Source organism: Microcoleus sp. S13C4, from assembly GCF_036700865.1.
In the GTDB taxonomy this organism is placed as follows: Bacteria; Cyanobacteriota; Cyanobacteriia; order Cyanobacteriales; family Microcoleaceae; genus Microcoleus.
On record NZ_JAUBPS010000061.1, the window covers coordinates 13,928 to 36,639 of the forward strand.

The window sequence follows — 22,712 nt, forward strand, 5'->3', positions numbered from 1 at the left end:
CAATGGCTGACAATTCCCCTCAAGAAAATCGATTATCCCTAGCCCGTGCCAGTTTGCGCGAGTCCCTGGCGCGCTATTCCCACCTGCGCCAAGGCAAAAAAAACTCGAATAATACAGAATTAGAAGCAACGCTGCAAAAGCAGTTAGATATTTTAACTTCCACCTCAGAAAAACTCGACTACAACGTCATTCGCATTGCTACATTTGGCCTAGTCAGCCGTGGCAAATCAGCCGTATTAAACGCGCTTTTAGGTCAAAAAATTCTGCAAACAGGTCCTCTCAACGGCGTAACTCAGTGGCCGCGTTCCGTGCGTTGGACGATTCCTTATCTTCCCACCACAGAAGACAAAGAAAAAATCCAAGTAGAATTAATTGATACTCCCGGACTTGATGAAGTTGGCGGCGAAGTGCGCGGCGAAATGGCGAAACAAGTAACTCGCCAAGCAGACTTAATTCTGTTTGTCGTTGCAGGCGATATCACGCGCACAGAATATCAAGCACTGTGCGAATTGCAAACAGCTCAAAAACCGCTGATTTTAGTTTTTAATAAAATTGACCTTTATCCAGAATTAGACAGAAAAGCTATTTACCAAAGTTTGCAAGCGCTGGGAAATTCTGAACAGTTAGCAGCAGCCGCTTCGGTAACAGAGGAAACAGATAGCGAAAATTTGTCCGATCGCCCAAACAACTCCTCCCATAAATCTACTACACAATCACCGCTTAAAACTGCCAAATCTTTAGAAATAGTCATGGTAGCCGCCGAACCCGCGCCGGTGCAAGTGCGCGTGGAATGGTCTGACGGAAGAGTAACTAACGAATGGGAGTCGCCGCCCGCGCAGATAGACGAACTCAAACATAAAATTCTCACAATTCTTAACAGAGAAGGTCGATCGCTCCTCGCTCTAAATGCTTTAGTTGAAGCTAGAGATGCCGAAGCAAATATTGCCCGTCAAGTTCTCAAATTGCGACAAACAGAAGCCGAAGATTTAATTTGGCAATTTGCAAAATATAAAGCTTTGGCTGTCGGTTTAAATCCCGTGGCATTCTTGGATGTAATGGGAGCAACTGTCGCCGATTTAGCCTTAATTCGCTCTTTATCCAGACTTTACGGCTTACCTATGACTGGTTACGAAGCGGGGAAACTTTGGCAGACTATTTTCTCCAGCGCTGGTGGCGTACTTTTGGGAGAATTGGGTAGCAGTTTTCTGTTGGGATTCGGCAAAACTGCGGCCGCAGCGGCCCCGCACATCGGCTTTTCTACTTTTGCGGGAGTCGCTGTCACTCAAGCTAGTTTAGCAGCTTACGGAACCTACGCTGTCGGTCGCGCCGCCCAAGTTTATTTAGAAAAAGGCTGCACCTGGGGCCCGCTGGGACAAGATACGGTAATTCAAGAAATTCTCGCCACCATCGAGCGTAATACAATTATCGCTCGCTTGCAGCAAGAGTTCAAAATTGGCAATGAAAAATTGCCGTAGTAGTTGAGTAGGGTGCGTCAGCATAGGGTTATTTCTTAATAATCGAAGAGCGAGCATCTGACGCACCCTACTGCTTTTATTCTTATACAATTGTCAAAAAAAATGCAACTTTAGGCCCGTGTTCCAAACCACGATAGTCATCAGTGGTTCCCAATTCTTTAATCGAAAATCGTATTACCGTCTCGCGATTCTCACACCTTCCCTAAAATGAGCGATCGTCGCAATTACCGCTATAGAAAAGTAAAATATTCTAATCAGCCAAAAACAAACCCGCATTGACCAAGAAACAATAGTCGGAGCAATACCTGTAAACTGTACAAATCTGGAATTAACTTTTTTTTCAAAACTGTCAAGGTCTTTCATCTCCGATTGTTTCGTCGGAATAACCGGAAACTGACCAGTATATACGTAATAACCGATAAAACCAGGCAATCCTACTTTTCTCTTCAAAAATGAGTTAGTTAAGGTTGCAGTTTGCGGAGGTGATAATTTATCCGATTCTTGCACTTTTTCCAGCCAAGAATTATATCGAATGGCTGGCGTAATCATGAAAACTAAGGGAACTATAACTATCAACAAAGCCGCACTAATTTTGCGACCGTATTGAGGGTGTAAAAGCCTGGTCGCCACACCCACTCCCATACCGATAAAAGCAAATACCAATATATTTAACAGTTCAATAATTTCGATACCCCTCAACAAATCGCCGATAATCAGAATTGTATATAATAATTTGTCTGCTAGTAGCAGAGCTGCCCACTTGATGAGAATTGAAACGCCTACAATAGTAGCTACAATCCCCACATACCCGATGCCACCTAGAACGTACAATAAAATCGAACCGGCTTGTTTGAATGATTGCATGGAATTATTCACTCTTGTGAAAGTTGAGGAGTCCGATTGACAAAATAACTTGAAATTTTACATTAATGTGGAACTCCAAATCTGACTTTTAACATTGATTAGCTTGAGATACTGGAACAAACCTAAAATCTAAAATCTAAAATCTACAGTCGATCAACAAGTTCGCGCGCGGCCGCTTTGGTGACTTGTGCGATCCGTTCTTTCACAACACCCTCTTCGATCGCCCTCTGGTCTGGTTCTTGTTCGCGATCGATCCCCAACCATAAAAGATACTCGATATTACCGGCCGGGCCAAGTAAAGGCGACCACGTTAAGCCGCGTTGCTGCCATCCTAAAGCTGTGGCTGCCTTCCACACTTGAAAAATCGCATCAGCTTGAGTTGCTGAGTCTCGCACTACGCCTTTTTTCCCGACTCTCTCGCGCCCTACCTCAAACTGCGGCTTTACCAACAACACCGCTTCTCGCGGTGGTACCAACAATTCCCACAGTGCCGGTAAAATCTTATCCAGGGAAATAAACGACACATCTACTACCGCCAAATCTGCTCGCGCAGAGTCGCCGTAAAGCTCAGTAACAGTCATGTACCGCAAATTGGTGCGTTCTTTCAAAATTACCCTCGGATCGTTCCGCAAGCCCCAATCTGCTTGACCGTAGCCAACATCTACGCCGTAGACTAGGGAGGCGCCGGCTTGCAGCAGACAGTCGGTAAAACCCCCTGTGGAAATGCCGCCGTCGAGACAAATTCTGCCTGCAACGGGAATCGCAAAAACTTCTAAAGCTTTGGCTAATTTGTCGCCGCCTCTGGAAACATAGCGCGATCGCTCTTTAATCTGAATTTTTGCTGCAATGTCAACCTCAGTGCCCGGTTTGTCAACTACCTGTTGGTTGATCGAGACTTTCCCAGTCCGAATCAAGGCCTGAGCTTGCTGTCTGGAACTGCACAAATCTAGGCTGACCAATAATGTGTCTAGTCGCTGTTTAGCCAAGGTTTTTAATTTGTACGGATAGGGTTAAGAACCATTAGTGTCAACTTAAGCCTGAAACCCTTGGGAAATCTCGTTTTTACGCTAAGTCTAGATCCCCCTAAATCCCCCTTAAGAAGGGGGACTTTGAAAAGACTCTTTTCCCCCCCTTCTTAAGGGGGGCTAGGGGGGATCTAGATTTAATAGCCACATAGCAGTCTGTGATGGGGTTTGACGTTAAGTTGACACCAATGGGTTAAAGACAGTACCAGATTAGCACTTACGCACAAGCCCGACTGCTGATTTTTGGCAAGCATTTTGGTTTGGCGATTGTCGCGGGGCGATCGCCCCCAGCTTACATTATGTGACTGAGATCGCTCCGATTGTGTACTTTTATCACAGCTCAACATTCATAGGAATCACACAAAAATTGCGCCCAATGGCAGATGATTTATATGCAGCTAAAAGCACTACAAATATCAGCAGGGCGATCGACCATGAAAACAATTAACTTTCCTATCAGAGATTCTGCCAATTGTCAAGAAAATCCCCTTGCCTTCGTCAGCGGTGACATCATCCACATTGTTTACCCTAACGGCGAAGTAGAAGCAACAACCGCCGAACAAGTTGCTAGGCGCCAAAGCAAAAATCCCCTCGACAAATGCCTCGTCTGGGGATGTGTTGGCGATTTTTAACACCAGTTCAAAAAAAAATGCAATTATAGGGAAGCTCCTAACCCTTAATTCATAAGTCATTTCCAATTATTCAAATCTTTAATCTCAAATTTTTAATCTCAAATCTTTAATCTCAAATGGCATAACCCATAAAAAAAAGATCGCTTGGAGGCGGTGATGCCAAAAAAAGCGATCGATCTAACTGCTGCTAACTGCCAGCCACAAGTGCAATTTGTTGCTAAAAGAACTAGCAAATTGACTTAAATATCTTGTTCGCTCAATTCGCGAATCATGTAATCAAAAGGCTGATCCAAAAAAGGCCCCACAGACAAGCCAGCAGCTTGCACTTGAGCCTTAACCATCTCCTTCATAATGCTAATCCCCATTACCGTCGGGCCAATGGGAACGCTTAGAGAATTGTAAGTTTCCCGCAAACCTTGCAGCACGCGCTCGTCCAGCACGTCGGTACTTCCAGCCACCAGGGCGTAAGTAGCATAGCGCAAGTAGTAGTCCATATCCCGCAGACAAGCCGCGTAGCGACGAGTCGTGTAGGCATTTCCCCCGGGACGGATCAGTTCCGGCTGTTCAGCAAATAGCTGGATACCAGCTTGCTTGACAATTGCCGCAGCATTGCTGTTAATCGCAGCCGCCGCCTGTACCCGTGCCGTGCCCGTTGCAAAATAAGATTTCAACCGATCGATACCATCCCGGTCTAAATACCTACCAGCAACATCATAATTTTCAATCAGGCTCGTCACTGCATCGCGCATAAGTTTCTCTCCCAAAAATCTTTATCAATACTTTGCTATCTGAGACAGACTGCCTATTGTAGACTACTACAAATCGGCGTTTGATTAAGATTTGAGATGGGATTTTCACGAAGGGTAGTCTATCCCCGGCAAACTGTCGTAAAATTCAGCCGTTTGCCTTGTATCTTCAGCCGAAAAATCGACAGGGCCAGAATCTCGAACTGCCCGACTGTACTGGGCCCCTATTTCTAAATTTTGTATCTATGGCTACAAAATAGTGGATACTGAAGGCCTACGATCGCCCAAACAGTCTGAAATCGGCCGATCGCTAAGACACAACCAATATCAGGAGTAAGTCATGTTCCAGACGCCCCAAGAAGCCTTAAATTACATAAAAGAAAATAAAATCCAGATCGTTGACCTAAAGTTCATCGATATGCCGGGGATCTGGCAGCACCTTTCCCTGTACCACGACCAAATCGACGAAACCGCATTCACAGACGGCGTACCCTTCGACGGTTCCAGCATTCGGGGCTGGAAAGCCATCAACGAATCTGACATGACGATGGTCATCGATCCGACCACCGCTTGGATGGACCCGTTCATGGCAGAACCGACCATCAGCTTCATTTGCAGCATCAAAGAACCCCGCACCGGCGAACCGTACAGTCGCTGTCCCCGCACCATTGCCCAAAAAGCCATAGACTACTTGCTTTCGACCGGTCTCGGCGATACAGCATTCTTTGGCCCGGAAGCAGAATTCTTTATTTTTGACGACGTTCGCTTCGACCAAACCCAAAATTCCGGCTACTATTACGTAGATTCGATCGAAGGTCGCTGGAATTCCGGCAAAGAAGAAGCAGGCGGCAACCTCGGCTACAAACCGCGTTACAAAGAAGGTTATTTCCCAGTAGCACCAACCGATACCTCTCAAGACATGAGAACGGAAATGCTGCTGACAATGGCAAAATGCGGCGTACCCATCGAAAAGCACCACCACGAAGTCGCCACCGGCGGTCAATGCGAACTCGGCTTCCGCTTTGACACTTTGGTAAAAGCCGCCGACTACTTGCTGACTTACAAATACGTCATCAAAAACGTCGGCAAAAAATACGGCAAAACCATCACCTTCATGCCCAAACCGCTGTTTAACGACAACGGTTCCGGGATGCACGTTCACCAGTCGATTTGGAAAGACGGCCAGCCTCTATTTGCAGGCGATCAATATGCAGGTTTCAGTCAAATGGGACTGCATTACATCGGTGGCATTCTCAAGCACGCACCGGCACTTTTGGCAATCACCAACCCCACGACCAATTCCTACAAGCGTTTAGTTCCGGGCTTTGAAGCGCCTGTAAACTTAGCTTACTCTCAAGGAAATCGATCGGCATCAGTGCGGATTCCGTTGTCGGGAACCAACCCCAAAGCCAAGCGGTTAGAATTCCGCTGTCCCGATGCTACATCCAACCCGTATTTAGCATTTGCAGCCATGCTGTGTGCCGGCATAGACGGCATCAAGAATCAAATCGATCCCGGCGAACCTTTGGACGTGGATATCTACGACCTTTCCCCTGAAGAATTGAGCAAGATTCCTTCAACTCCCGGTTCCTTGGAAGGCGCTTTAGAAGCTTTAGAAAAAGACCACAGTTTCTTGACTGACACTGGTGTATTTACCGAAGACTTCATCCAAACCTGGATTTCCTACAAACTCGACAATGAAGTCAACCCAATGCGGCTGCGTCCTCACCCCTACGAGTTTGCTCTCTACTACGACTGTTAGATAGTTAATAATCCAACCTGAACAATTGAGAATTCTCATTGTTTGTCGTTGATGTCTAATCGAAAAAAAGGTCGCCCTTGCAGGCGACTTTTTTAATAATTTATGCGAACTCAAAATTTTATATTAAGTCCGGTGGCATCCTTCGTGTATTGATCTGTGAGCTTCCATAACCGTGCTGTACTTATTCAATTTGGTTAACCCACATTAGCTTCTGAACTAATCTTTGATAGACCTGCGCTCTAGGTTAGCTCTGTCTCCTCCAACAACAACTTTTCAGGGACTTGAGAACCATACACATGGGTTAACAACGTTGGCAACCATTTATTTCGAGTGATATCTGGGGGATTCACACCACAATCCAACAGAAGGTCTCGCAAACGCTTAAACAAACCATACACCTGCTTGTCTAAATCCGGGACATATCCTCGAATCTCTTCGATAAACTCTAGTGATCCACCCAGCAATCCAAAACCTTCATGTGATTTCATCAGCCCCCACTTACCTTGGGCTGAATAAATAACACTGTCTGAAGTATAAGGATTTATACCCAACCTCGGTCCAATTAGCCTATCTTCTTCTGTTCCAGAGTACCCCTCAAGAAACTCTGATAATGAGATATAACAGTGACTGAGGTGAGCGCTTGGGTATCCTGTAGGTAGTAGGGAGATATAGGAGCCAGTATCACCTAAATTTACTGCTGCGTTAATTAGTGCGTCAATCAGGAGAAGGTCATTTTCACCGTCACAAGGATAGATAATTGTGCGTCCTATCACCTGTGATGTGAAAGGTTGGTTAAACGGATTGTCGTGAACAAAAATTTTCCGAAGGAAAGGCTCTGCTTCTAAATGAAATTCATCTTCAGTAAGAGTGTGCATATAATTTAGTCTTGTTATTATTTCCATTAAGTCCATAATCTCAAATCTCAAATCTCAAATCGGATGACCGTCTATCCGCCTTGCTTGCGCGGTGTTGCTGTTGTGGTAAATTAGCAATTTGCAGCAATTAGCAACTAGCAGATAATGTCGGATATTTTTGTGATGGTACGCAATCAAAATAACATGGCAATGACTTCAGTTGATGGCATTGCCTTCATTACTTTACTAAATCGGGACGGACGGGTACTGGCCGAGGAGACAGTGGCTTTGATGGAGGCAGATGCGGGATTTGATGACTTGGCAGCAGGACAATATACTGTAATAGTTAGGCATGAACTGGTTGAACCGCGATCGGCCACCTGGGATGTCACAATCACCAATGAAGATCAAGTAATCATACTGACATTTGTCTATCTAGAACCCGAACGGGTACTGTTTCGCATCCTAGCTACAGTTGAAGAGAGACTATAATCATGACAGCTAAAGTTATTCCATCACAGTCAATTAAAATGTTTCGCTATCGAGTGCATTTCTTGGCAAAAGACCTTTGGAAAGAGAAAAACCCAGTTGGTCGGATGAATCTGGCTTTACAGTTAGCGGATGCGGCGACAACGCTGGCGAGACTGGAAGTGGAGGAGATGCACAAATTTCAACAAGAGCCTGCTAGCCTTGAGGCTTCAGACTCGACGGAACCTGAAAAGTTTTGAGTGCGTGAGATTGCTTTGGGAGCCTCGCGGAACGCTTGCGTAAATGACAAATCAAAACTATTTTAGTCGATCGATCTGCGAGTAAAAAAATTGTATGTATAAAATTCAATCTGCCTGCAACACAACAACTTTCAGCCTTGCGAGGTAATTGGTTGTCAAAAAAACTGCGTTACACTTATATAAGTATCTTTATAAAACAACATAAAAGCATGACTGTTGCCTATCCCCGCAAGCTTCGCAACGCAATGGGAGCGCGCGAAATTTTAGCTAATGTAGTGCGCGATCGCGAACTGCACCTGATCACCCTCAACCGCTACCGCTACAGCGAACAGCGTAGTTGCAAAGACATCACCGACGTGATCGAACGGCTAGACGGGGAACCGGCCGAACTCGTGCGCGACCTCTCCCGGCACATTTCCGACGAAGCGCGACACGCGATGTGGCTCACCGACTTGCTGGTAGACTTGGGCCAAAAGGTGGGAACGCCGCCGGGAATCTCCTACATTGACGAATTTGACCGCCTGCTGAACAAAGAGCAATACCGCAACCTCGATGACGGTATAATTGCAGTTTTAGCCGCAATCAATGTCACCGAAAAGCGGGGCTGCGAATACTTCTCAGCGCACATCCACGCCCTCAAACAGGCTCCCCAAACCGCAGAAAACGTCAAAATCCGCGAAACCATCGAAAAGATTTTTCCAGAAGAAGCTGGTCACGTCCGCTGGGGCAACCGCTGGCTGGGTTCCATAGCTGCCAAAAGCCCGGAACACCGCCAGAAGGTGGAACAGGCAAAGCGCAAGTATGTGGCGATCGAACAAGCAGCTTTTGAATCGGGAATGGATATCATGCTGGGGGCAGAACTCCGCCGCGTCACCCGCCTCGTGGATATTGCCAACACCATGCCGATGTGGGAACGCCCGCAATACCTGATGGAACGCTTGCCCGCAACCCTGCTAGCCCCCGACCTGCAAATGACTAGAGTCGATGTAGCTCAGCGGGCCTGGAACCGCGACCCGCAGGCATTTATGGAGAAATTGGTGCCCATGTTCCTCAACGGCTTGAATACCATTGAGAAGAAGCCGGCGGCGACTAAGCCCAAGGCTTAAATACGATCGCCAACCTGGTTGAAACCGCTCTGCAAGTCAAACTTGCGTCTGCCTCCGCAAACAAGCGAGATATACTGGTTCCCAGGCCTAGCCTCGGAACCAGTTATTTAAACTCATAATTTTAAGCTTTAGCAAGTAAACTGATTATTGGAATAGTTTTACATCTAAATATAATTATGACTACCAGCGAGCCGAACATACAAACAGCTTCCGCAGAAAGCCTATCGAGTGAAAGCGCGATCGCCTCCGAGCAGGTCGAAAAAGCCACAGCCGTCACCTATGCAGAAGAAATTGAAACTGTCATCGCCAGCATGGCTGTAGACCAAAAAGTGATGGTCGGTCAAAGTGAAGCTGGCGGACATCTTTGGAAGTTTAAGTACGGCAGTGTTGAAGTGTTCGTGCAACTCACGGGCGAAACCGAAGATGATACTTTGACTGTTTGGGCTTTTGTACTCCAGTTGCCAGCGAAGAATGAAGCTCAATTAATGCGGAAAATCCTAGAAATGAATTGGCTGTCTACTTTAGAATCTCATTTTGCCATTGTTGATAATCAAGTTGCGGTAGTATCGACTCGGACGATCGCCGAAATCTCGACCGGGGAAATTTCCCGGGTTATTACTATTGTCGCCACTATCGCCGATGATAATGACGATATTCTGCAAGCAGAATTCGGTCAGTAGTCATTAGTTAACAGTCAACAGTCAACAGTCAACAGTCAACAATTAACAGTTAACTAATATGCAGGCCCTGCAATCCAAGCAATAGTGATTCCCAGCCCCAAACCGACAAGCACTTGAAAAGGAGTGTGTCCCAGCAACTCTTTCAGGCGAGCCTCATTAAGGTTGTGATCTTCCTCAAAAAACTCGTCAATAATTTGGTTGAGGATGCGAGCTTGCTTGCCTGCTGCTTGGCGGACGCCTGCTGCGTCGTACATCACAATAATTGCAAAGATCGCAGCGATCGCAAACTCCGGACTTTCCCATCCCATCGTTTGCCCGACTCCCGCAGCCAAAGCGCCCACAAAAGACGAGTGAGCGCTGGGCATTCCCCCCGTTGTTACCAAATATCGAAGATTAAACTTGCGATTTTTGACCAACTCGATCGGCAGCTTCATGATCTGAGCCGCCAGACAAGCGAGCAAAGCAACCACGAGTACATGATTGTTTAATATGCCGCTGCAAATTTCCTGCATAGTGTTTGATATATCTAGTTACTGCGGCTGGTAATAAAATCGGCGATCGCCAGCAGCGGTAGAGCTTTGCTCCCAAACACTGCCAATTGAGCCTTAGCATCAGAAACAAGCTGCGAAGCTTGGCGCCGAGACTCCTCAATTCCCCACAAACTCGGATAAGTGACTTTTCCTGCTTGAACATCTTTGCCAGCAGTTTTGCCCAGTTCTTCTTGAGTAGCAGTAATATCCAGAATGTCGTCAATGATCTGGAAAGCCAACCCAATATTTTGAGCGAAACGAGACAGTCGCTGCAAATCCGCAGCAGACGCCCCAGCCAGAATTGCCCCACAAACTACGCAAGCCTCTAACAGCGCCCCAGTTTTGTGAGCGTGAATGTAATTCAAAGTTTCCAGAGAAACATCTGTCTTTCCTTCCGATTCCAAATCAACCACTTGACCGCCTACGAGTCCAGCAGCACCGGATGCCCGCGCTAAATGGGCGATCGTCTGCAACACCTGTTGGGGGGGTACGTTCTCAGTTTTAGTAGCGATAAATTCAAAAGCATAGGTCAGCAAACCATCGCCAGCCAAAATGGCAATATCCTCGCCATAAACCTTGTGGTTCGTCAGTTTGCCGCGTCGGTAGTCGTCATTGTCCATTGCCGGCAAATCGTCGTGAATCAGCGACATCGTGTGGATCATTTCCAAAGCGCAAGCTGTCGGAATTGCCATAGATGTAGTGCCGCCGGCCAGTTCGCAGCTAGCCAGACACAGGATTGGACGCAGGCGCTTGCCCCCCGCTAACAGCGAGTAGCGCATTGCTTCGTAGATTTTCTCTGGGTAGATGACCGGGAGTGCACTGTCGAGAGCTACCTCGATCGCCTCTTTTCGCTTGACTAGATAAGTAGATAAATCGAAAGAGGATTCCGGTTGGGACGAACCCATTTCTGTTGCCAATACCATCCCTTGCTCTCTTGTACTGAATAGTTATGTGGGATATTGTGAGCCGTTGGGGTCGCATCGTGCCGACTTTTACGGCGGTAGTTGCTCGAACTCCGAGCATCAATTAATCATTCTACGGGTGTTGTTGCACAGAAAATCTTTGAGTTTTAATAACTTTGTCAAATTACCAGTCAATCTAAAATTTACAATCTCAAATATCAAATCCGCTGATTTGTCTGACAACTTCCAAAAACCGCTGCACCGCTGCCGTTGGATCGCTGCGCCAAATTAGAGCGATCGCCACAATGCAGGTTGATTCTGGCAAAGATTTGTAAACAACCCCGCTGCGCTGGAAATTTTGCATCGACGCCGGGACGATCGCCACTCCCATCTCGGCGGCTACCAGACTCACAATGGTTTGCATTTGAATTGCTTCTTGAGCCGCGCGAGGGCTAAAACCTGCTTGCTGACAAAGACTGACGATCGCATCGTACAATCCCGGAGCCTGGGAACGCGGAAATAAAATGAACGGTTCGGTAGAGAGTTCGCGTAATTCCACCTTCGTGCGATCGGCCAAATGATGCGTTTGTGGAAGTGCGACGATCAGCGGTTCTCGAAAAACGATTTCAGAATTTATCCCCTCTTCCTCAACCGGAGGGCGCACGAAGCCGATATCAATTTGCCCGAACCGCAGCCGCTGCAACTGTTCGTTTGTCGTCAGTTCGTGCAGTTCCAGCGTGACGGCGGGACACCGAGTGCGAAAGGCTTGCAAAATCGCTGGAACCACGTTGTGTGCTGCAGAACTCACAAAGCCGATCGTCAGTTGGCCGAGTTCGCCCCGACTTGTCTGTCGGCCGAGTTGAATTGCTCGATCGACTTGCTGCAGAATTTTCCCGGCTTCCTCGAAAAAAACCTGTCCCGCAGCCGTTAAATGCACCGTCCGCTTGGTGCGGCGAAACAGTTGAAACCCCAACTCTGCCTCTAAATGCTGGATTTGTTGGCTCAGCGGAGGTTGGGCAATATGCAGTTTTTCGGCTGCGCGAGTGAAATTCAATTCCTCTGCAACTGCAATGAAATAACGCAAATGCCGAAGTTCCATAGCTCCCCAATCATTGATATTTTAAAAGTATAAATAGTTAGTTAAACATATATTGGACATTTATGATGGCATTTAATACAGTGATTAATAGTCGAGAGTGAGAATTCAAAAATGGCTAATTTGGATATCAAAATTAGAGAAGCAGAGCTGGCTGATTTGGAACTAATTCTTGCTTTCATTTCGCAAAAATCAGAAGTCGATGGAGTTCCACATCTTTTAGAAGCAACAGCAGACAAATTGAAGCAAACACTATTTGTCGAGTCTCCCCTAGTGCGAGTATTGTTGGCGGAAGTTGCCGACACAGCGGTAGGGTTTGCGATGTTTTATGCTTCCTATTCAAGTCTTTTGGCGCAGCCTTGCCTTTGGCTTGATGATTTATTTGTGCAATCTCATTTTCGCGGTATGGGAGTCGGTACAGCACTGTTAAAGTCTTTGGCACAAATTGCTGAGTCAACAAATTGCGGGCGTATGGAATGGACTGTTAATACTGGCAATGCGCCGGGAATTGCTTTTTACCACAAGCAGGGAGCGCGCCTTTTGCAAAATATTAGGGTTTGCCGTATTGATGGGGATGGAATTTGTCTGCTTGCTGGCAAATAATTTAATAACGAACCGCGAAGGCGCGAAGGACACGAAGAGAAGAGGAGAGAAGAGATGTCACAAGATTTTTGGAACTCAGTGCTTTATGAGAAAAATCATGCTTTTGTTTGGCAGTACGGTGAATCAATTGTGGAGTTACTCGCTCCGAAGGCTGGTGAACAAATTCTGGATTTGGGCTGCGGTACGGGACAGTTAACGGAAAAGATTGCTCAAAGTGGTGCTTTTGTGCAAGGTATTGATTCATCTTTGTCGATGATTTCCACGGCAAAAGTAAACTATCCTCACATTAACTTTTCTGCCGCAGACGCGAGGAATTTTCAAGTAGAAGAGCCGTTAGATGCTGTGTTTTCTAATGCGGTTTTGCACTGGATTAAACAGCCGGATGCTGTGATTAATTGTGTGGAAAAAGCGCTGAAGCCGGGAGGGCGTTTTGTGGCTGAGTTTGGCGGTAAGGGGAATGTGGGGGCGATCGTCCGGGCGCTTTTGAGTGTTTTGTCAGAAATTGGCTGCCAGGAGCCTGAAGCGCTTAATCCTTGGTATTTTCCGAGTATTGGCGAGTATGCTGGGCTTTTGGAAAAGCAGGGATTTGATGTCGGTTATGCGGTTTTGTTCGATCGACCGACTCCCCTCGAAGGTGGCAGCGCGGGTATGGTAAATTGGATTGAGATGTTTGCTGGTGGGTTTTTGTCGGGGTTGTCTGATGATGTGCGATCGCACGTAATTAACGCAGTTGAAGAACGTTTGCGATCGGCGCTGTACCGCGATGGTAATTGGAGTGCAGATTACCACCGAATTCGCGTTGTTGCTGTCAAACAGTAGGGTGCGTCGCTTCCTGAAAACTCGATCGATTTTTCACCAGAATTTTCGACAGGGATGCACCCTACGTTAGGTGTATTTATAATGACTAATTACTACTTAATACTGTAGGTCGAAACGGTATTTTCCAACAGCATAGCGACAGTCATTGGCCCGATTCCTCCCGGCACCGCCGTGATAAATTCGGCTACTGTTTTAACAGCATTAAAATCCACATCTCCAGCTAAACGACTCGTACCGTCTGGATTGACGACGCGGTTAATACCGACATCAATTACTACTGATCCGGGTTTGACCATATTAGCTGTAACCATTTCTGTGCGGCCGACTGCGGCTATTAGAATATCAGCTTGATTGGTAATCGATTCTAGGTTTTGCGATCGCGAATGAGCTACCGTAACAGTACAATCGGCTTCTAACAGCATCAGCGCCATCGGTTTACCTACCAAAATACTCCGTCCCAAAACAACGGCATTTTTTCCTTTTAAATCAATCTGGTATTCCTGCAATAACCGCATCACTCCGGCGGGAGTACAACTCCGCAAACCTTCCTCGCCACGCACGAGACGGCCTAAATTTACAGGGTGAAGTCCGTCAGCATCTTTGTCGGGATCAATCTGGTACAGCAGGGCAATTGCATCTAAGTGTTCTGGTAGCGGTAATTGCACTAAAATGCCGTCTACTCGATCGTCCTCGTTGAGTGCACGAATTGCAAGTTCTAGTTCGGGTTGAGTAGCGTTTGCGGGGTAATGCTGGCCGAAGGAAGCTATGCCAACTTTAGCGCAGGCTCGCTCTTTATTGCGAACATATGCTGCGCTGGCCGGGTTGTCCCCTACCATCAGCACCGCAAGTCCCGGAGGACGCCCCTTTTGGGCTTGTAGGGCGCGGACTCGATCGCTCAGCTCGCTTTGAATCTTTGTCGCTAAAGCTTTGCCATCTAGTATTTGAGCAGTTTTGGCATCCATTGTAGACTCTGGGTTAGGGGCTGACGATTTTAGATTTTAGCTTAATCCCCGTCAAGGACTACACTAGAGAAATTTCTTACTTGCGATCGATTCTTTGGATTCTGTTAAAGTAAGTCGTATCTCAAATCTCAAATCTCAAATCAGTTGACCAATGACTACTGCAATTAAGCAAGTTTGGGTTCAAAGATTCTGCACCGGCTCTTTGTCGCTAATCCTCGCCAGCGGTTTTTTCAGTTGCGGCAATTTACCTCTGTCTCAACTTAATCTTGGTTTTAATGTGGCTAGCATTGGCGAGGTTCAACAAAAGCGGCAAGTGGATGCTGAAGTTTATCTCCGGGGAAAGGTGGAAAATCGCGCTCCGTTTGTGGGGAATGCGGCTTATCAACTTGAGGATGGTACTGGCAGTATTTGGATTTTAACTAACCAGGCTTTGCCCCAGCTTGGCGATGAAGTTTTGCTGAAGGGAGAAGTCCGCTATAAGAGTATTACTCTGAAGGACTTGGCAGGAAAGGATTTAGGTGAAGTTTATGTTGAGGAAATGGAACAATTAAAGCGCACTCCAGCGCGTAATAAATAAAAATACGAAGATGCTAATTTATTTCAATAAGTAAATGTATTTCATTAAAATCAAATGTTTATAGTTGTGATTGGGCGATGGGGAGCTGTTTATTTATCTTCACATTTCATTAACTATAATATTATTATCTGGGCGGATTTACCTATATTTTTGGTTAATTTTACAGATGTTGGTGAACCCGCTCCTACACCAATTTCTTCCTTCTCTTTTCTTTTTAACACATGACTAAAATCCACGTTGCGATCGCAATTTTGTACCGAGAGGGCAAGTTTCTCTGTCAGTTGCGGGACGATATTCCTCATATCAGGTATCCGGGACATTGGGCTTTGTTTGGCGGACACTTGGAACCCGGGGAAACGCCGGAAGTTGCTGTAGTGCGGGAATTATCAGAGGAAATTGGCTATGCTCCTGCAAGTGTTTCTTTTTTCTGTTGTGATGTCGAAAAAGATGTCGTTCGCCACGTTTTTCATGCACAACTTAGTGCGGATGTCAAGGATTTAGTTCTGCTTGAGGGGTGGGATATGAAGTTGTTGACACCGGAGCAGATTCGGGCGGGAAAATGCTTTTCTGAGCAGTCAGGAGATGTCCGGCCTTTGGGCATTGCTCACCAGCGTATTTTATTAAATTTTATGGAGTCGATTTGAGAAAATTTCCGCGCACTCTACATTGCATGGGTTTGATTAGGGAGATATTCGTAAGGTGCGCCCGGTGGTACACCCTACATTGCAGGGGTTTTAAAAGTTAAGAGCGAGCCGCAATCATTCCCGTTTGGCGCGCGTAGTCAAACAACCCTCCGGCATCAATGACTGGGCCTACTTCTCCTAAAGGTTTGAGGGAGAAAGTTCGATCGAGAGTGTGGTTGACAATTACCTCTGCTGTAAAGTCGATCGTCACTTCTTGGCCTGTTACAAACAAGTCGCAGAGCCGCTCGACTGATTCGATCGGGTACAATTCGCCAGTAGCCGAGCAATTGCGAAAGAAAATGCGTGCGTAAGACAAAGCCACCACTGCTGTGACGCCTGCGGCCCCCAGAGCGATGGGAGCGTGCTCCCGCGAAGAACCGCAGCCAAAATTTTCGCCCGCTATGATAATCGGATACCGGGTTTTCTGTTCACCGGATTCGATAAACTTACCGTAGCGATCGGGCAACCCAATCATCGCGTAACTGCCTAGTTTCTCGTACTCATCCGGCTTCGAGGGAACCAGGGTCAGGTATTCGGCCGGGATAATTTGATCTGTATCGATGTTGTCGTCTACAACAAAAATTTGACCGCTAATTACTTTACCCATAGTTTATTTCCTGTTAGCCTCGCTCGATGCTGTGGTGATAATTTTAAGTGGATCGGTATGCAGGATTTGCATCTGTTCATTTTAACCTGGCAGTGTCAGTGATAACCTGTATGAGTAAAAATTAGATCCGAGACTTTGGGTTAACAATTAACAGATTGCTAAGCGTCAAGATAGTTTTATGACCAATCCAATAGATGACATTGCTCGACAAGCTCGCGAGGGCTCGGTTGCATCGATTATTCAAATCCTTAACGACGAACTGGCACAAGTAAGTGTCAGAGCCCGAGCCGTATTTGCAGACGGGGTGCTGCAACTGCTGTGCGAAGCTGCAACGCCCCAACTGCTCGAAGAGTCTAGTTTGGTCGATCGAGTCCGAGAAATTTTGGAACGCATTTCGCCCCACAATATTCGCCGAGTCAACATCAACAGCCGGCTTGTCCGAGAACACCAACTGCTGTGGCTCGAAGAAATTAGCCGCGATCCGGAGAATCAACTGTTGTGGTCTCAAGAAATTAAACTCCGAAAGCCGAATTTGTTCAAGCGTTTAGCCACCGCCCATCACGAACGCCAAGCTGTGGGAGGCAAGCGGGCTTTGCCGAGAATCGCTATACCTCGATCGATGCAGCAACCGCGGCAATTTCAGCGTGGTATCGTCGGCGGCATCAGCTTGACCGTGCTGTTGCTTGCAGCAGCGGCCGCCATCCACAAAGGACTTAATTCCCAAGTGGCAAACAGCACACAAGCCAGCACTCAAGCAGTTGCCACTGCCACTTCCTCTGAGGCAAAACCTGCTTTGAAAATTTCTAAGGAGACTGTTAATTCTGCTGTTGACTCTTTTGCCCAAGCAGTGCGAGTAGCCGAACAAGCAGCCACCCAGGGCAAAACCGCTCAATCTCGCCAGGATTGGTTAGTCGTAGCTGCTAAGTGGCAGCAAGCTTCCGATTTGATGGCCGCCGTGCCTTCCAAGCATCCCCGCTACACAATGGCTCAGAACCGGACGGCACTTTACCGCCAAAATAGCGATAAAGCCCAACAGGAAGCACAAAATAAGTAAGCAGGTAAGTCGGATAAATTTAACCCTAGAGTTCGCCTCCCTGCTCTAGGTGTTGTGAAAAATGAGTTTTTGAGTAAAAACTCGGAAACTATCAGCTATGTTATGAGTGATAATTTGGGGATTTTGAATTTTTGCGATCGGCATTATTCGATCGGCGGATTTGTATCACAATAAAAATTTGTTAAGATGGCAAACTTAAATAGGAAACATCACAGGGTGAGGATAAGGGTGTCACTAAGCGATCTCTAGAAAAGCTTCATACTACTAATAACCGTCAAAATTAGCGGGAATGGGATTGATTATCATTCGGTAAAGGATGGTAAAGTTCATTTCGTACAGATCGAAGGGTAGAAAACAGGAAAATATAAATCTGTCAGATCTGGGTATATTTTTACATATCGAGCGACCCGCCGATCGGCTGCACAAACACAGAAAGCAGAGTTATAACAGTCAAGCCGACAGTTATGGAAAGGTTCTATATTTGTTGTTGCAGCGGGAGTCGGCTCAAACATCTTAGAATAAAGGCTTGGTTGCCATGATCGATCGCCAGGGAAATCAAGACTTGAGTCCGATCGACCGATCGCCGTCAGAGTCTTGCACTTTGCATTTACCGCAAATCGCAGAACCACTATCAGTCCAAAAATTTCTGGATCGTCTTATGCAGCACCAGGTCGATCCTGCCCTTCTTGGGCGACAAATTTGCCAAATTCTCGCGACCAGCTTTGATGGAGAAATCCTGCTGCTACAAATAGCCACTACTTTGGGGGTTGCATGGGGGGCAGATTTCTGTTTGGTTACTGCTGTGGCTGACCAAAAAGTAGTACATCCGAATGCTTACTGGCAAAATAGCAGGGATTTTCCCTATGTTGCCGATGTTGCGGATTCCACTGAAACACCGGAACACCCCCAAACCCCAAGATTAAAACCGCCTAGCATATCACTCGAACATCCCGCTTGGGCAAACGTCCTAGCAGACGGCGAGATAGTGGCGATATCCGACTATCTCGATAGTCCGGCAGCTTCATCGCCCAATTCCCCTGTGACTGCGCTGCCTTTTCGGGCAATTCTGGCAGGGCCTGCGCGATTTGGAGGGGCTGTAAATGGCATGATGATTGTTGGTAAGTCGCAACCTCACGAGTGGTCGGTAGCCGACCTCCAGCGCCTTGAAGCAGCATCAGACGCGATCGGCAGCGCGATTTCTCACATTCAAAAAACTCAAGAAATTGCCAGCTTAAACGAACAGTTACAGCGACAAGCTACATACAAAAATCTACTCAAGTCAGTGGCTGCCTCGATCGACACAAATTCAGAAGTTGATCGAATATTGCAGCAAGTTATTGAAAATACCGTCGATACCCTGGAAGTAGAGAGAGGCCAAATCCTGCTATTGAAATATACAGATCCTCTATTTACAACTCGCTCCCCCAATCAAACTCCCAAAGCGAAAGTCGAATTAGTTTGCGAATCTGTTGTAAAAAAAGATCTAAACAAACAGGCAAGACCACAAAGCGCGGTTCCCAAAAAAAGCTCAACATCCAAAACAAAAAACAAGGATAAAACTGCTGATTCCAAATCTAGAATCCCCAACTCAAAACAAAATAAATCTCCCGCTTTTTGGCTGTCAGAATCTAATTTGTGCCACCAAGCATTCCACAGCGCACCCAAACCCCTAGCCCTCGCTGACGCAGGCGCATTAATCGGCAAAGAACAAGAAGCAGCCACAGAAATTTTGAAACTGCAAGGCATTCGCGGCCTGCTGCTAGTTCCCCTCACGGGCGGTAGCTGCCAGGAAACAGTTTTGGGTTTCTTGGTTTTGCAGCACTCCGAGCCGCGCGTTTGGAGCCCGGAAGAATTAGAAGTTCTCGAATCAGTCAGCGCTCAAGCGAGCAAGATGATTATCCAAACTCAGACGGTTAAGGAATTGCAAACCGTAGTCTGGGACAGAACCTCTCAGTTGCAGCAAAGTCTAGAGGTGCAGGGGAAACTGTACGAACAATCGGCCAATCAGCTAGAGCAAATGCGGAAATTGAAGCTGATTAAAGACGAGTTTCTCAGCACTCTGAGTCACGAGTTGCGTACCCCTTTAACAATCATGAAGCTGGCGATTCTGATGCTCAAACAAGCTGAACTGCCGTCAGCGAATCGGACTAAGTATCTCGACATACTAGAACAGCAGTGTTCTAAGGAAACTGCTCTGGTTAGCGATTTGCTGGCCCTCAAGCAGTTTGAGCTTCAGCAATTCCCGATTTCTCTAATCAAAATCGATCTCAACCGTTTATTTCAAGATTTAGCTGGGGATTTTGAAAAAGAGTGGGCGGATAAGCAATTGACTCTGAAGCTAGATTTGCCCAAGTTGAGCCCTTCCTGGGAAACCGACCCGGACATTCTCAATCGGGTGCTGCTGGAACTGCTGACGAATGCTGGCAAATACTCTGCTTTTGGAACGGCGGTAGTTTTAGAGGCGTCTGAGGCAGCCGGCTATATTGTCCTGAGCATTTCTAATTTCGGGCGCGGCATTTCTGCTGCTGATTTGCCCCACATCTTTGACAAGTTCCGCCGTGGCGCTGGCATTACTGACCAAGCTATCGCCGGTACGGGTTTGGGTTTGGCTTTGGTAAAGTCTTTAGTGCAGCACTTGAATGGTACTATTGATGTATCTAGCTCTCCGGCAGAAAGTTCCGAAGCTGACAATTTGTGGCGCACATCTTTTACTCTGACTCTGCCGCAATTTCCAGCGGAACTCTCTAATGTAGAAGAATAGTTCGGTTGAGAAGCTGCTGGTAATTGGCAGCCAACAGGCGCAACGAGAAGACTTGCCAAAAAAGGGAGATTGGGAAATGTCGTAAACGCTACCAAGTCCTCTGTTTTGAATTGTTGGTCTGGTTGCCGTATAAATTGTCGGTTCTCGATTGCTGATTTTCCCGATGACTTATATTATGCCTGGTTATTGGCTCGTAATTAGCGCGTTTTTGTAGTGAGTACGACTGTCCTCTATTGATGAATTAATCAGGACTTGCATTACTTACTAGGAACTTAATTATAATTGTATAGTCGGAGATGATATTACGCAGTATAGACCAAAGAAACTGAGTTTTTTAACTGTTTCAAAGACCTGCAACCCGTCTTTTCCTACAAGCCGGTTTCTGCGTCCTAGATTGTCCCATAAAAATTGTCACGGTGCATGGAATTCGATCGCCAATATTATGCTCACAAAAGCTGCACCTAAAACCCTGCGTTGGCAACGTTCTAAATATTCGCCACTGGCACGACAAATAGACATTTTTGCAGCGGCGGGAAAGTTTATGTTTTTTTTGTGGTGGGATAGACTGCTGCAAAATAATTCGCCTCATACTAGAAGAATTCGCGCTCATTGGTTGGTCAATACTTTGCTGAATTTAGGCCCGACTTTTATTAAAATCGGGCAGTCTCTCTCGACTCGGGCGGATTTGCTGCCGCTTGAGTATGTGAAGGAACTCGAACAGTTGCAGGATCGGGTTCCTCAGTTTAGTTCGGAAGAAGCGATCGCTCTTGTAGAATCAGAGTTAGGCAAGGATATTTATGCTTTGTACCGCGATTTTGACCCGTCGCCGATCGCTGCTGCGAGTCTGGGACAGGTGCACAAAGCGAGGCTGCACACCGGGGAAGATGTGATTGTGAAGGTGCAGCGTCCGGGTTTGGAAAGTTTATTCGACTTGGATGTGAAGGCGGTGCGCCAAGTAATGCGTTTTTGCGATCGCTATTTGCCTGGGACGCGCAAATATGACCTGGAATCTATTTATCACGAGTTTTTTAAGATTTTATATCAAGAAATTGACTACGTGCAAGAAGGTAAAAATTCCGATCGTTTTAGCCATAATTTTCGAGAATATCCTCAAGTTATTGTCCCGAAAGTCTACTGGCAATACACGACTAAAAAAGTGCTCACTCTAGAATACGCACCAGGCATTAAGGTGGACGACCGCATTAGTTTAGAGGCGATTGGAGTGGATATTGTGAAGCTCAATCAGCTCGGAATTTGCTGTTATTTGAAACAGTTGTTAATTGACGGTTTTTTTCAAGCTGACCCGCATCCGGGAAATTTGGCGGTGACAGAAGATGGTAGCTTAATTTTTTATGATTTTGGGATGATGGCTGAGGTGAAGTCTCTGGCTAAAGACCAAATGGTCAAGACTTTTTTTGCTGTGATGAGAAAGGATACTGACGAGGTACTCAATACTTTAATTACGATCGGCTTGGTTGAGCCGATGCCGGATATGATGCCGGTGCGCCGACTGATTGCTTTTCTGTTGGATAAGTTTATTGATAAGCCGATCGACTTTCAAGCTTTTAATGAAATTAAGAACGAACTTTATATCATGTTCGAGCAGCAACCGTTTCGCTTGCCGGCAGAAATGATGTTTATTATCAAGTCGGTGACGACTCTCGACGGCATTGCTAGAACTCTCGACCCTGAGTACAATTTCATAGCATCCGCTCAGCCTTTTGTCAAGAGTATTGCAGTGAGCAAGGGGCGGGGAAATGCGATCGGAGAATTGGCAAGGCAAGCCCGAAGTTTTATTACCTATAAGTTACGGCAGCCGAGCAAATCGCAAGTTTTTATCAAGCGTTTGGAGCAGCGAATAGAAGAGGGCGAACTGCAAATTAGAGTGCGAAATATCGAGAGCGAAAGAGCCTTGAAACGCATTAATTTAGCCCTGAAAACTCTAATTTTCGCTTGTCTGACCGGTTTTGTGTTTTTGTCGGGTGCAGTGCTGCTAGTGGGCGGATATCAAACGGGGGCGATCGCAGCTTTTGCGGTTTCGGGATTCGGCGGCTTGTTTGTGTTGCGCTCGTTGTTAGATTTGTTGGTTAAGGAAAAGCTCGATCGAATGGTCGAGCGATAAATATACTCGGTAATTGGGAATTGCGATCGTAGTCAGGACTTTAGCCCCTGACGGGGTGACAACCCCGTCGAAAGCATTCCCTGTAGAGCTTTGGGGCGTTTTGTGGTAAAAAAAGATGGGGTCG

General features: G+C 46.6%; 23 protein-coding genes. 14 read left to right on the top strand and 9 right to left on the bottom strand.

All coding sequences use genetic code 11. The annotated features are described in order from the left end of the window. Positions 1-2: 2 nt before the first annotated feature. Positions 3-1,475, top strand: a complete 1,473-nt coding sequence (locus QT996_RS21865) for a GTP-binding protein (RefSeq protein WP_333048865.1) — start codon at positions 3-5, stop codon at positions 1,473-1,475. Between the two features lie 174 nt (positions 1,476-1,649). Here the strand turns inward: QT996_RS21865 and QT996_RS21870 are convergent, their stop codons facing one another. Next, the gene (locus QT996_RS21870; protein ID WP_333048866.1) at positions 1,650-2,339 is read right to left on the bottom strand and encodes a hypothetical protein; all 690 of its coding nucleotides are present in this window, start codon (positions 2,337-2,339) and stop codon (positions 1,650-1,652) included. Positions 2,340-2,482: 143 nt separating this feature from the next. Beyond that, positions 2,483-3,325: a TlyA family RNA methyltransferase gene (locus tag QT996_RS21875; RefSeq protein WP_333048867.1), complete on the bottom strand. Its 843-nt coding sequence runs from the start codon at positions 3,323-3,325 to the stop codon at positions 2,483-2,485. 431 nt (positions 3,326-3,756) lie between these two features. Here QT996_RS21875 and QT996_RS21880 point away from each other — a divergent pair, with 431 nt between their 5' ends. Then, positions 3,757-3,996, top strand: a complete 240-nt coding sequence (locus QT996_RS21880; RefSeq protein WP_333048868.1) for a hypothetical protein — start codon at positions 3,757-3,759, stop codon at positions 3,994-3,996. 239 nt (positions 3,997-4,235) lie between these two features. Here the strand turns inward: QT996_RS21880 and apcB are convergent, their stop codons facing one another. After that, positions 4,236-4,745, bottom strand: coding sequence for an allophycocyanin subunit beta (apcB, locus tag QT996_RS21885; RefSeq protein ID WP_333036060.1), 510 nt, complete (start codon positions 4,743-4,745; stop codon positions 4,236-4,238). 337 nt (positions 4,746-5,082) lie between these two features. Here apcB and glnA point away from each other — a divergent pair, with 337 nt between their 5' ends. After that, entirely contained in the window at positions 5,083-6,504 is a 1,422-nt protein-coding gene (gene glnA / locus QT996_RS21890; protein ID WP_333048871.1) for a type I glutamate--ammonia ligase, read from the top strand. Between the two features lie 239 nt (positions 6,505-6,743). Here the strand turns inward: glnA and QT996_RS21895 are convergent, their stop codons facing one another. Next, positions 6,744-7,415: a hypothetical protein gene (locus QT996_RS21895; protein ID WP_333048872.1), complete on the bottom strand. Its 672-nt coding sequence runs from the start codon at positions 7,413-7,415 to the stop codon at positions 6,744-6,746. Between the two features lie 108 nt (positions 7,416-7,523). Here QT996_RS21895 and QT996_RS21900 point away from each other — a divergent pair, with 108 nt between their 5' ends. The 4 genes from QT996_RS21900 (at position 7,524) to QT996_RS21915 (ending at position 9,872) form a co-directional block, all read left to right on the top strand. Further along, positions 7,524-7,850: a hypothetical protein gene (locus QT996_RS21900; protein WP_333048875.1), complete on the top strand. Its 327-nt coding sequence runs from the start codon at positions 7,524-7,526 to the stop codon at positions 7,848-7,850. 2 nt (positions 7,851-7,852) lie between these two features. After that, on the top strand, positions 7,853-8,086 hold the full coding sequence (locus QT996_RS21905; protein ID WP_333048876.1) for a hypothetical protein: 234 nt from the start codon (positions 7,853-7,855) through the stop codon (positions 8,084-8,086). A gap of 209 nt (positions 8,087-8,295) precedes the next feature. Next, positions 8,296-9,192 carry a ferritin-like domain-containing protein gene (locus QT996_RS21910; protein WP_333048878.1) on the top strand — a complete coding sequence of 299 codons (897 nt, stop codon included), beginning with the start codon at positions 8,296-8,298 and terminating at the stop codon, positions 9,190-9,192. A 176-nt stretch (positions 9,193-9,368) separates the two neighbouring features. Then, positions 9,369-9,872, top strand: coding sequence for a YbjN domain-containing protein (locus tag QT996_RS21915; RefSeq protein WP_333048880.1), 504 nt, complete (start codon positions 9,369-9,371; stop codon positions 9,870-9,872). 53 nt (positions 9,873-9,925) lie between these two features. Here the strand turns inward: QT996_RS21915 and QT996_RS21920 are convergent, their stop codons facing one another. The 3 genes from QT996_RS21920 to QT996_RS21930 form a co-directional block, all read right to left on the bottom strand. Continuing rightward, positions 9,926-10,384: a divergent PAP2 family protein gene (locus tag QT996_RS21920; protein ID WP_006634136.1), complete on the bottom strand. Its 459-nt coding sequence runs from the start codon at positions 10,382-10,384 to the stop codon at positions 9,926-9,928. Between the two features lie 14 nt (positions 10,385-10,398). After that, complete coding sequence (gene crtE / locus QT996_RS21925; protein WP_333048885.1) at positions 10,399-11,325, bottom strand: geranylgeranyl diphosphate synthase CrtE; 927 nt, start codon at positions 11,323-11,325, stop codon at positions 10,399-10,401. A gap of 190 nt (positions 11,326-11,515) precedes the next feature. Next, complete coding sequence (locus QT996_RS21930; RefSeq protein WP_333048887.1) at positions 11,516-12,403, bottom strand: LysR family transcriptional regulator; 888 nt, start codon at positions 12,401-12,403, stop codon at positions 11,516-11,518. Between the two features lie 111 nt (positions 12,404-12,514). Here QT996_RS21930 and QT996_RS21935 point away from each other — a divergent pair, with 111 nt between their 5' ends. Both QT996_RS21935 and QT996_RS21940 read left to right on the top strand, forming a co-directional pair. Then, the gene (locus QT996_RS21935; RefSeq protein WP_333048890.1) at positions 12,515-13,003 is read left to right on the top strand and encodes a GNAT family N-acetyltransferase; all 489 of its coding nucleotides are present in this window, start codon (positions 12,515-12,517) and stop codon (positions 13,001-13,003) included. Positions 13,004-13,057: 54 nt separating this feature from the next. Beyond that, complete coding sequence (locus QT996_RS21940) at positions 13,058-13,822, top strand: methyltransferase domain-containing protein (protein WP_333048892.1); 765 nt, start codon at positions 13,058-13,060, stop codon at positions 13,820-13,822. Between the two features lie 92 nt (positions 13,823-13,914). Here QT996_RS21940 and folD read toward each other — a convergent pair whose 3' ends face one another. Then, the gene (gene folD, locus QT996_RS21945; protein WP_333048894.1) at positions 13,915-14,784 is read right to left on the bottom strand and encodes a bifunctional methylenetetrahydrofolate dehydrogenase/methenyltetrahydrofolate cyclohydrolase FolD; all 870 of its coding nucleotides are present in this window, start codon (positions 14,782-14,784) and stop codon (positions 13,915-13,917) included. A gap of 151 nt (positions 14,785-14,935) precedes the next feature. Between folD and QT996_RS21950 the strand changes: the two genes are divergently transcribed. Next, positions 14,936-15,361 (top strand): DNA-binding protein, encoded by a 426-nt coding sequence (locus QT996_RS21950; protein WP_333048896.1) that lies wholly within the window; start codon positions 14,936-14,938, stop codon positions 15,359-15,361. Positions 15,362-15,582: 221 nt separating this feature from the next. After that, complete coding sequence (locus QT996_RS21955; protein ID WP_333048900.1) at positions 15,583-16,005, top strand: NUDIX hydrolase; 423 nt, start codon at positions 15,583-15,585, stop codon at positions 16,003-16,005. A gap of 97 nt (positions 16,006-16,102) precedes the next feature. On the opposite strand, the gene QT996_RS21960 is transcribed toward QT996_RS21955, so the two are convergent. Next, positions 16,103-16,651 carry a LeuD/DmdB family oxidoreductase small subunit gene (locus QT996_RS21960; protein ID WP_333042404.1) on the bottom strand — a complete coding sequence of 183 codons (549 nt, stop codon included), beginning with the start codon at positions 16,649-16,651 and terminating at the stop codon, positions 16,103-16,105. A 178-nt stretch (positions 16,652-16,829) separates the two neighbouring features. On the opposite strand from QT996_RS21960, the gene QT996_RS21965 reads away from it, so the two are divergent. From QT996_RS21965 to QT996_RS21975, 3 genes are all read left to right on the top strand, one after another. Beyond that, positions 16,830-17,705, top strand: a complete 876-nt coding sequence (locus tag QT996_RS21965; protein WP_333048902.1) for a hypothetical protein — start codon at positions 16,830-16,832, stop codon at positions 17,703-17,705. A 535-nt stretch (positions 17,706-18,240) separates the two neighbouring features. Beyond that, the gene (locus tag QT996_RS21970) at positions 18,241-20,466 is read left to right on the top strand and encodes an ATP-binding protein (protein WP_333048903.1); all 2,226 of its coding nucleotides are present in this window, start codon (positions 18,241-18,243) and stop codon (positions 20,464-20,466) included. 442 nt (positions 20,467-20,908) lie between these two features. Next, positions 20,909-22,588, top strand: a complete 1,680-nt coding sequence (locus QT996_RS21975) for an AarF/ABC1/UbiB kinase family protein (protein WP_333048911.1) — start codon at positions 20,909-20,911, stop codon at positions 22,586-22,588. Positions 22,589-22,712 lie beyond the last annotated feature (124 nt).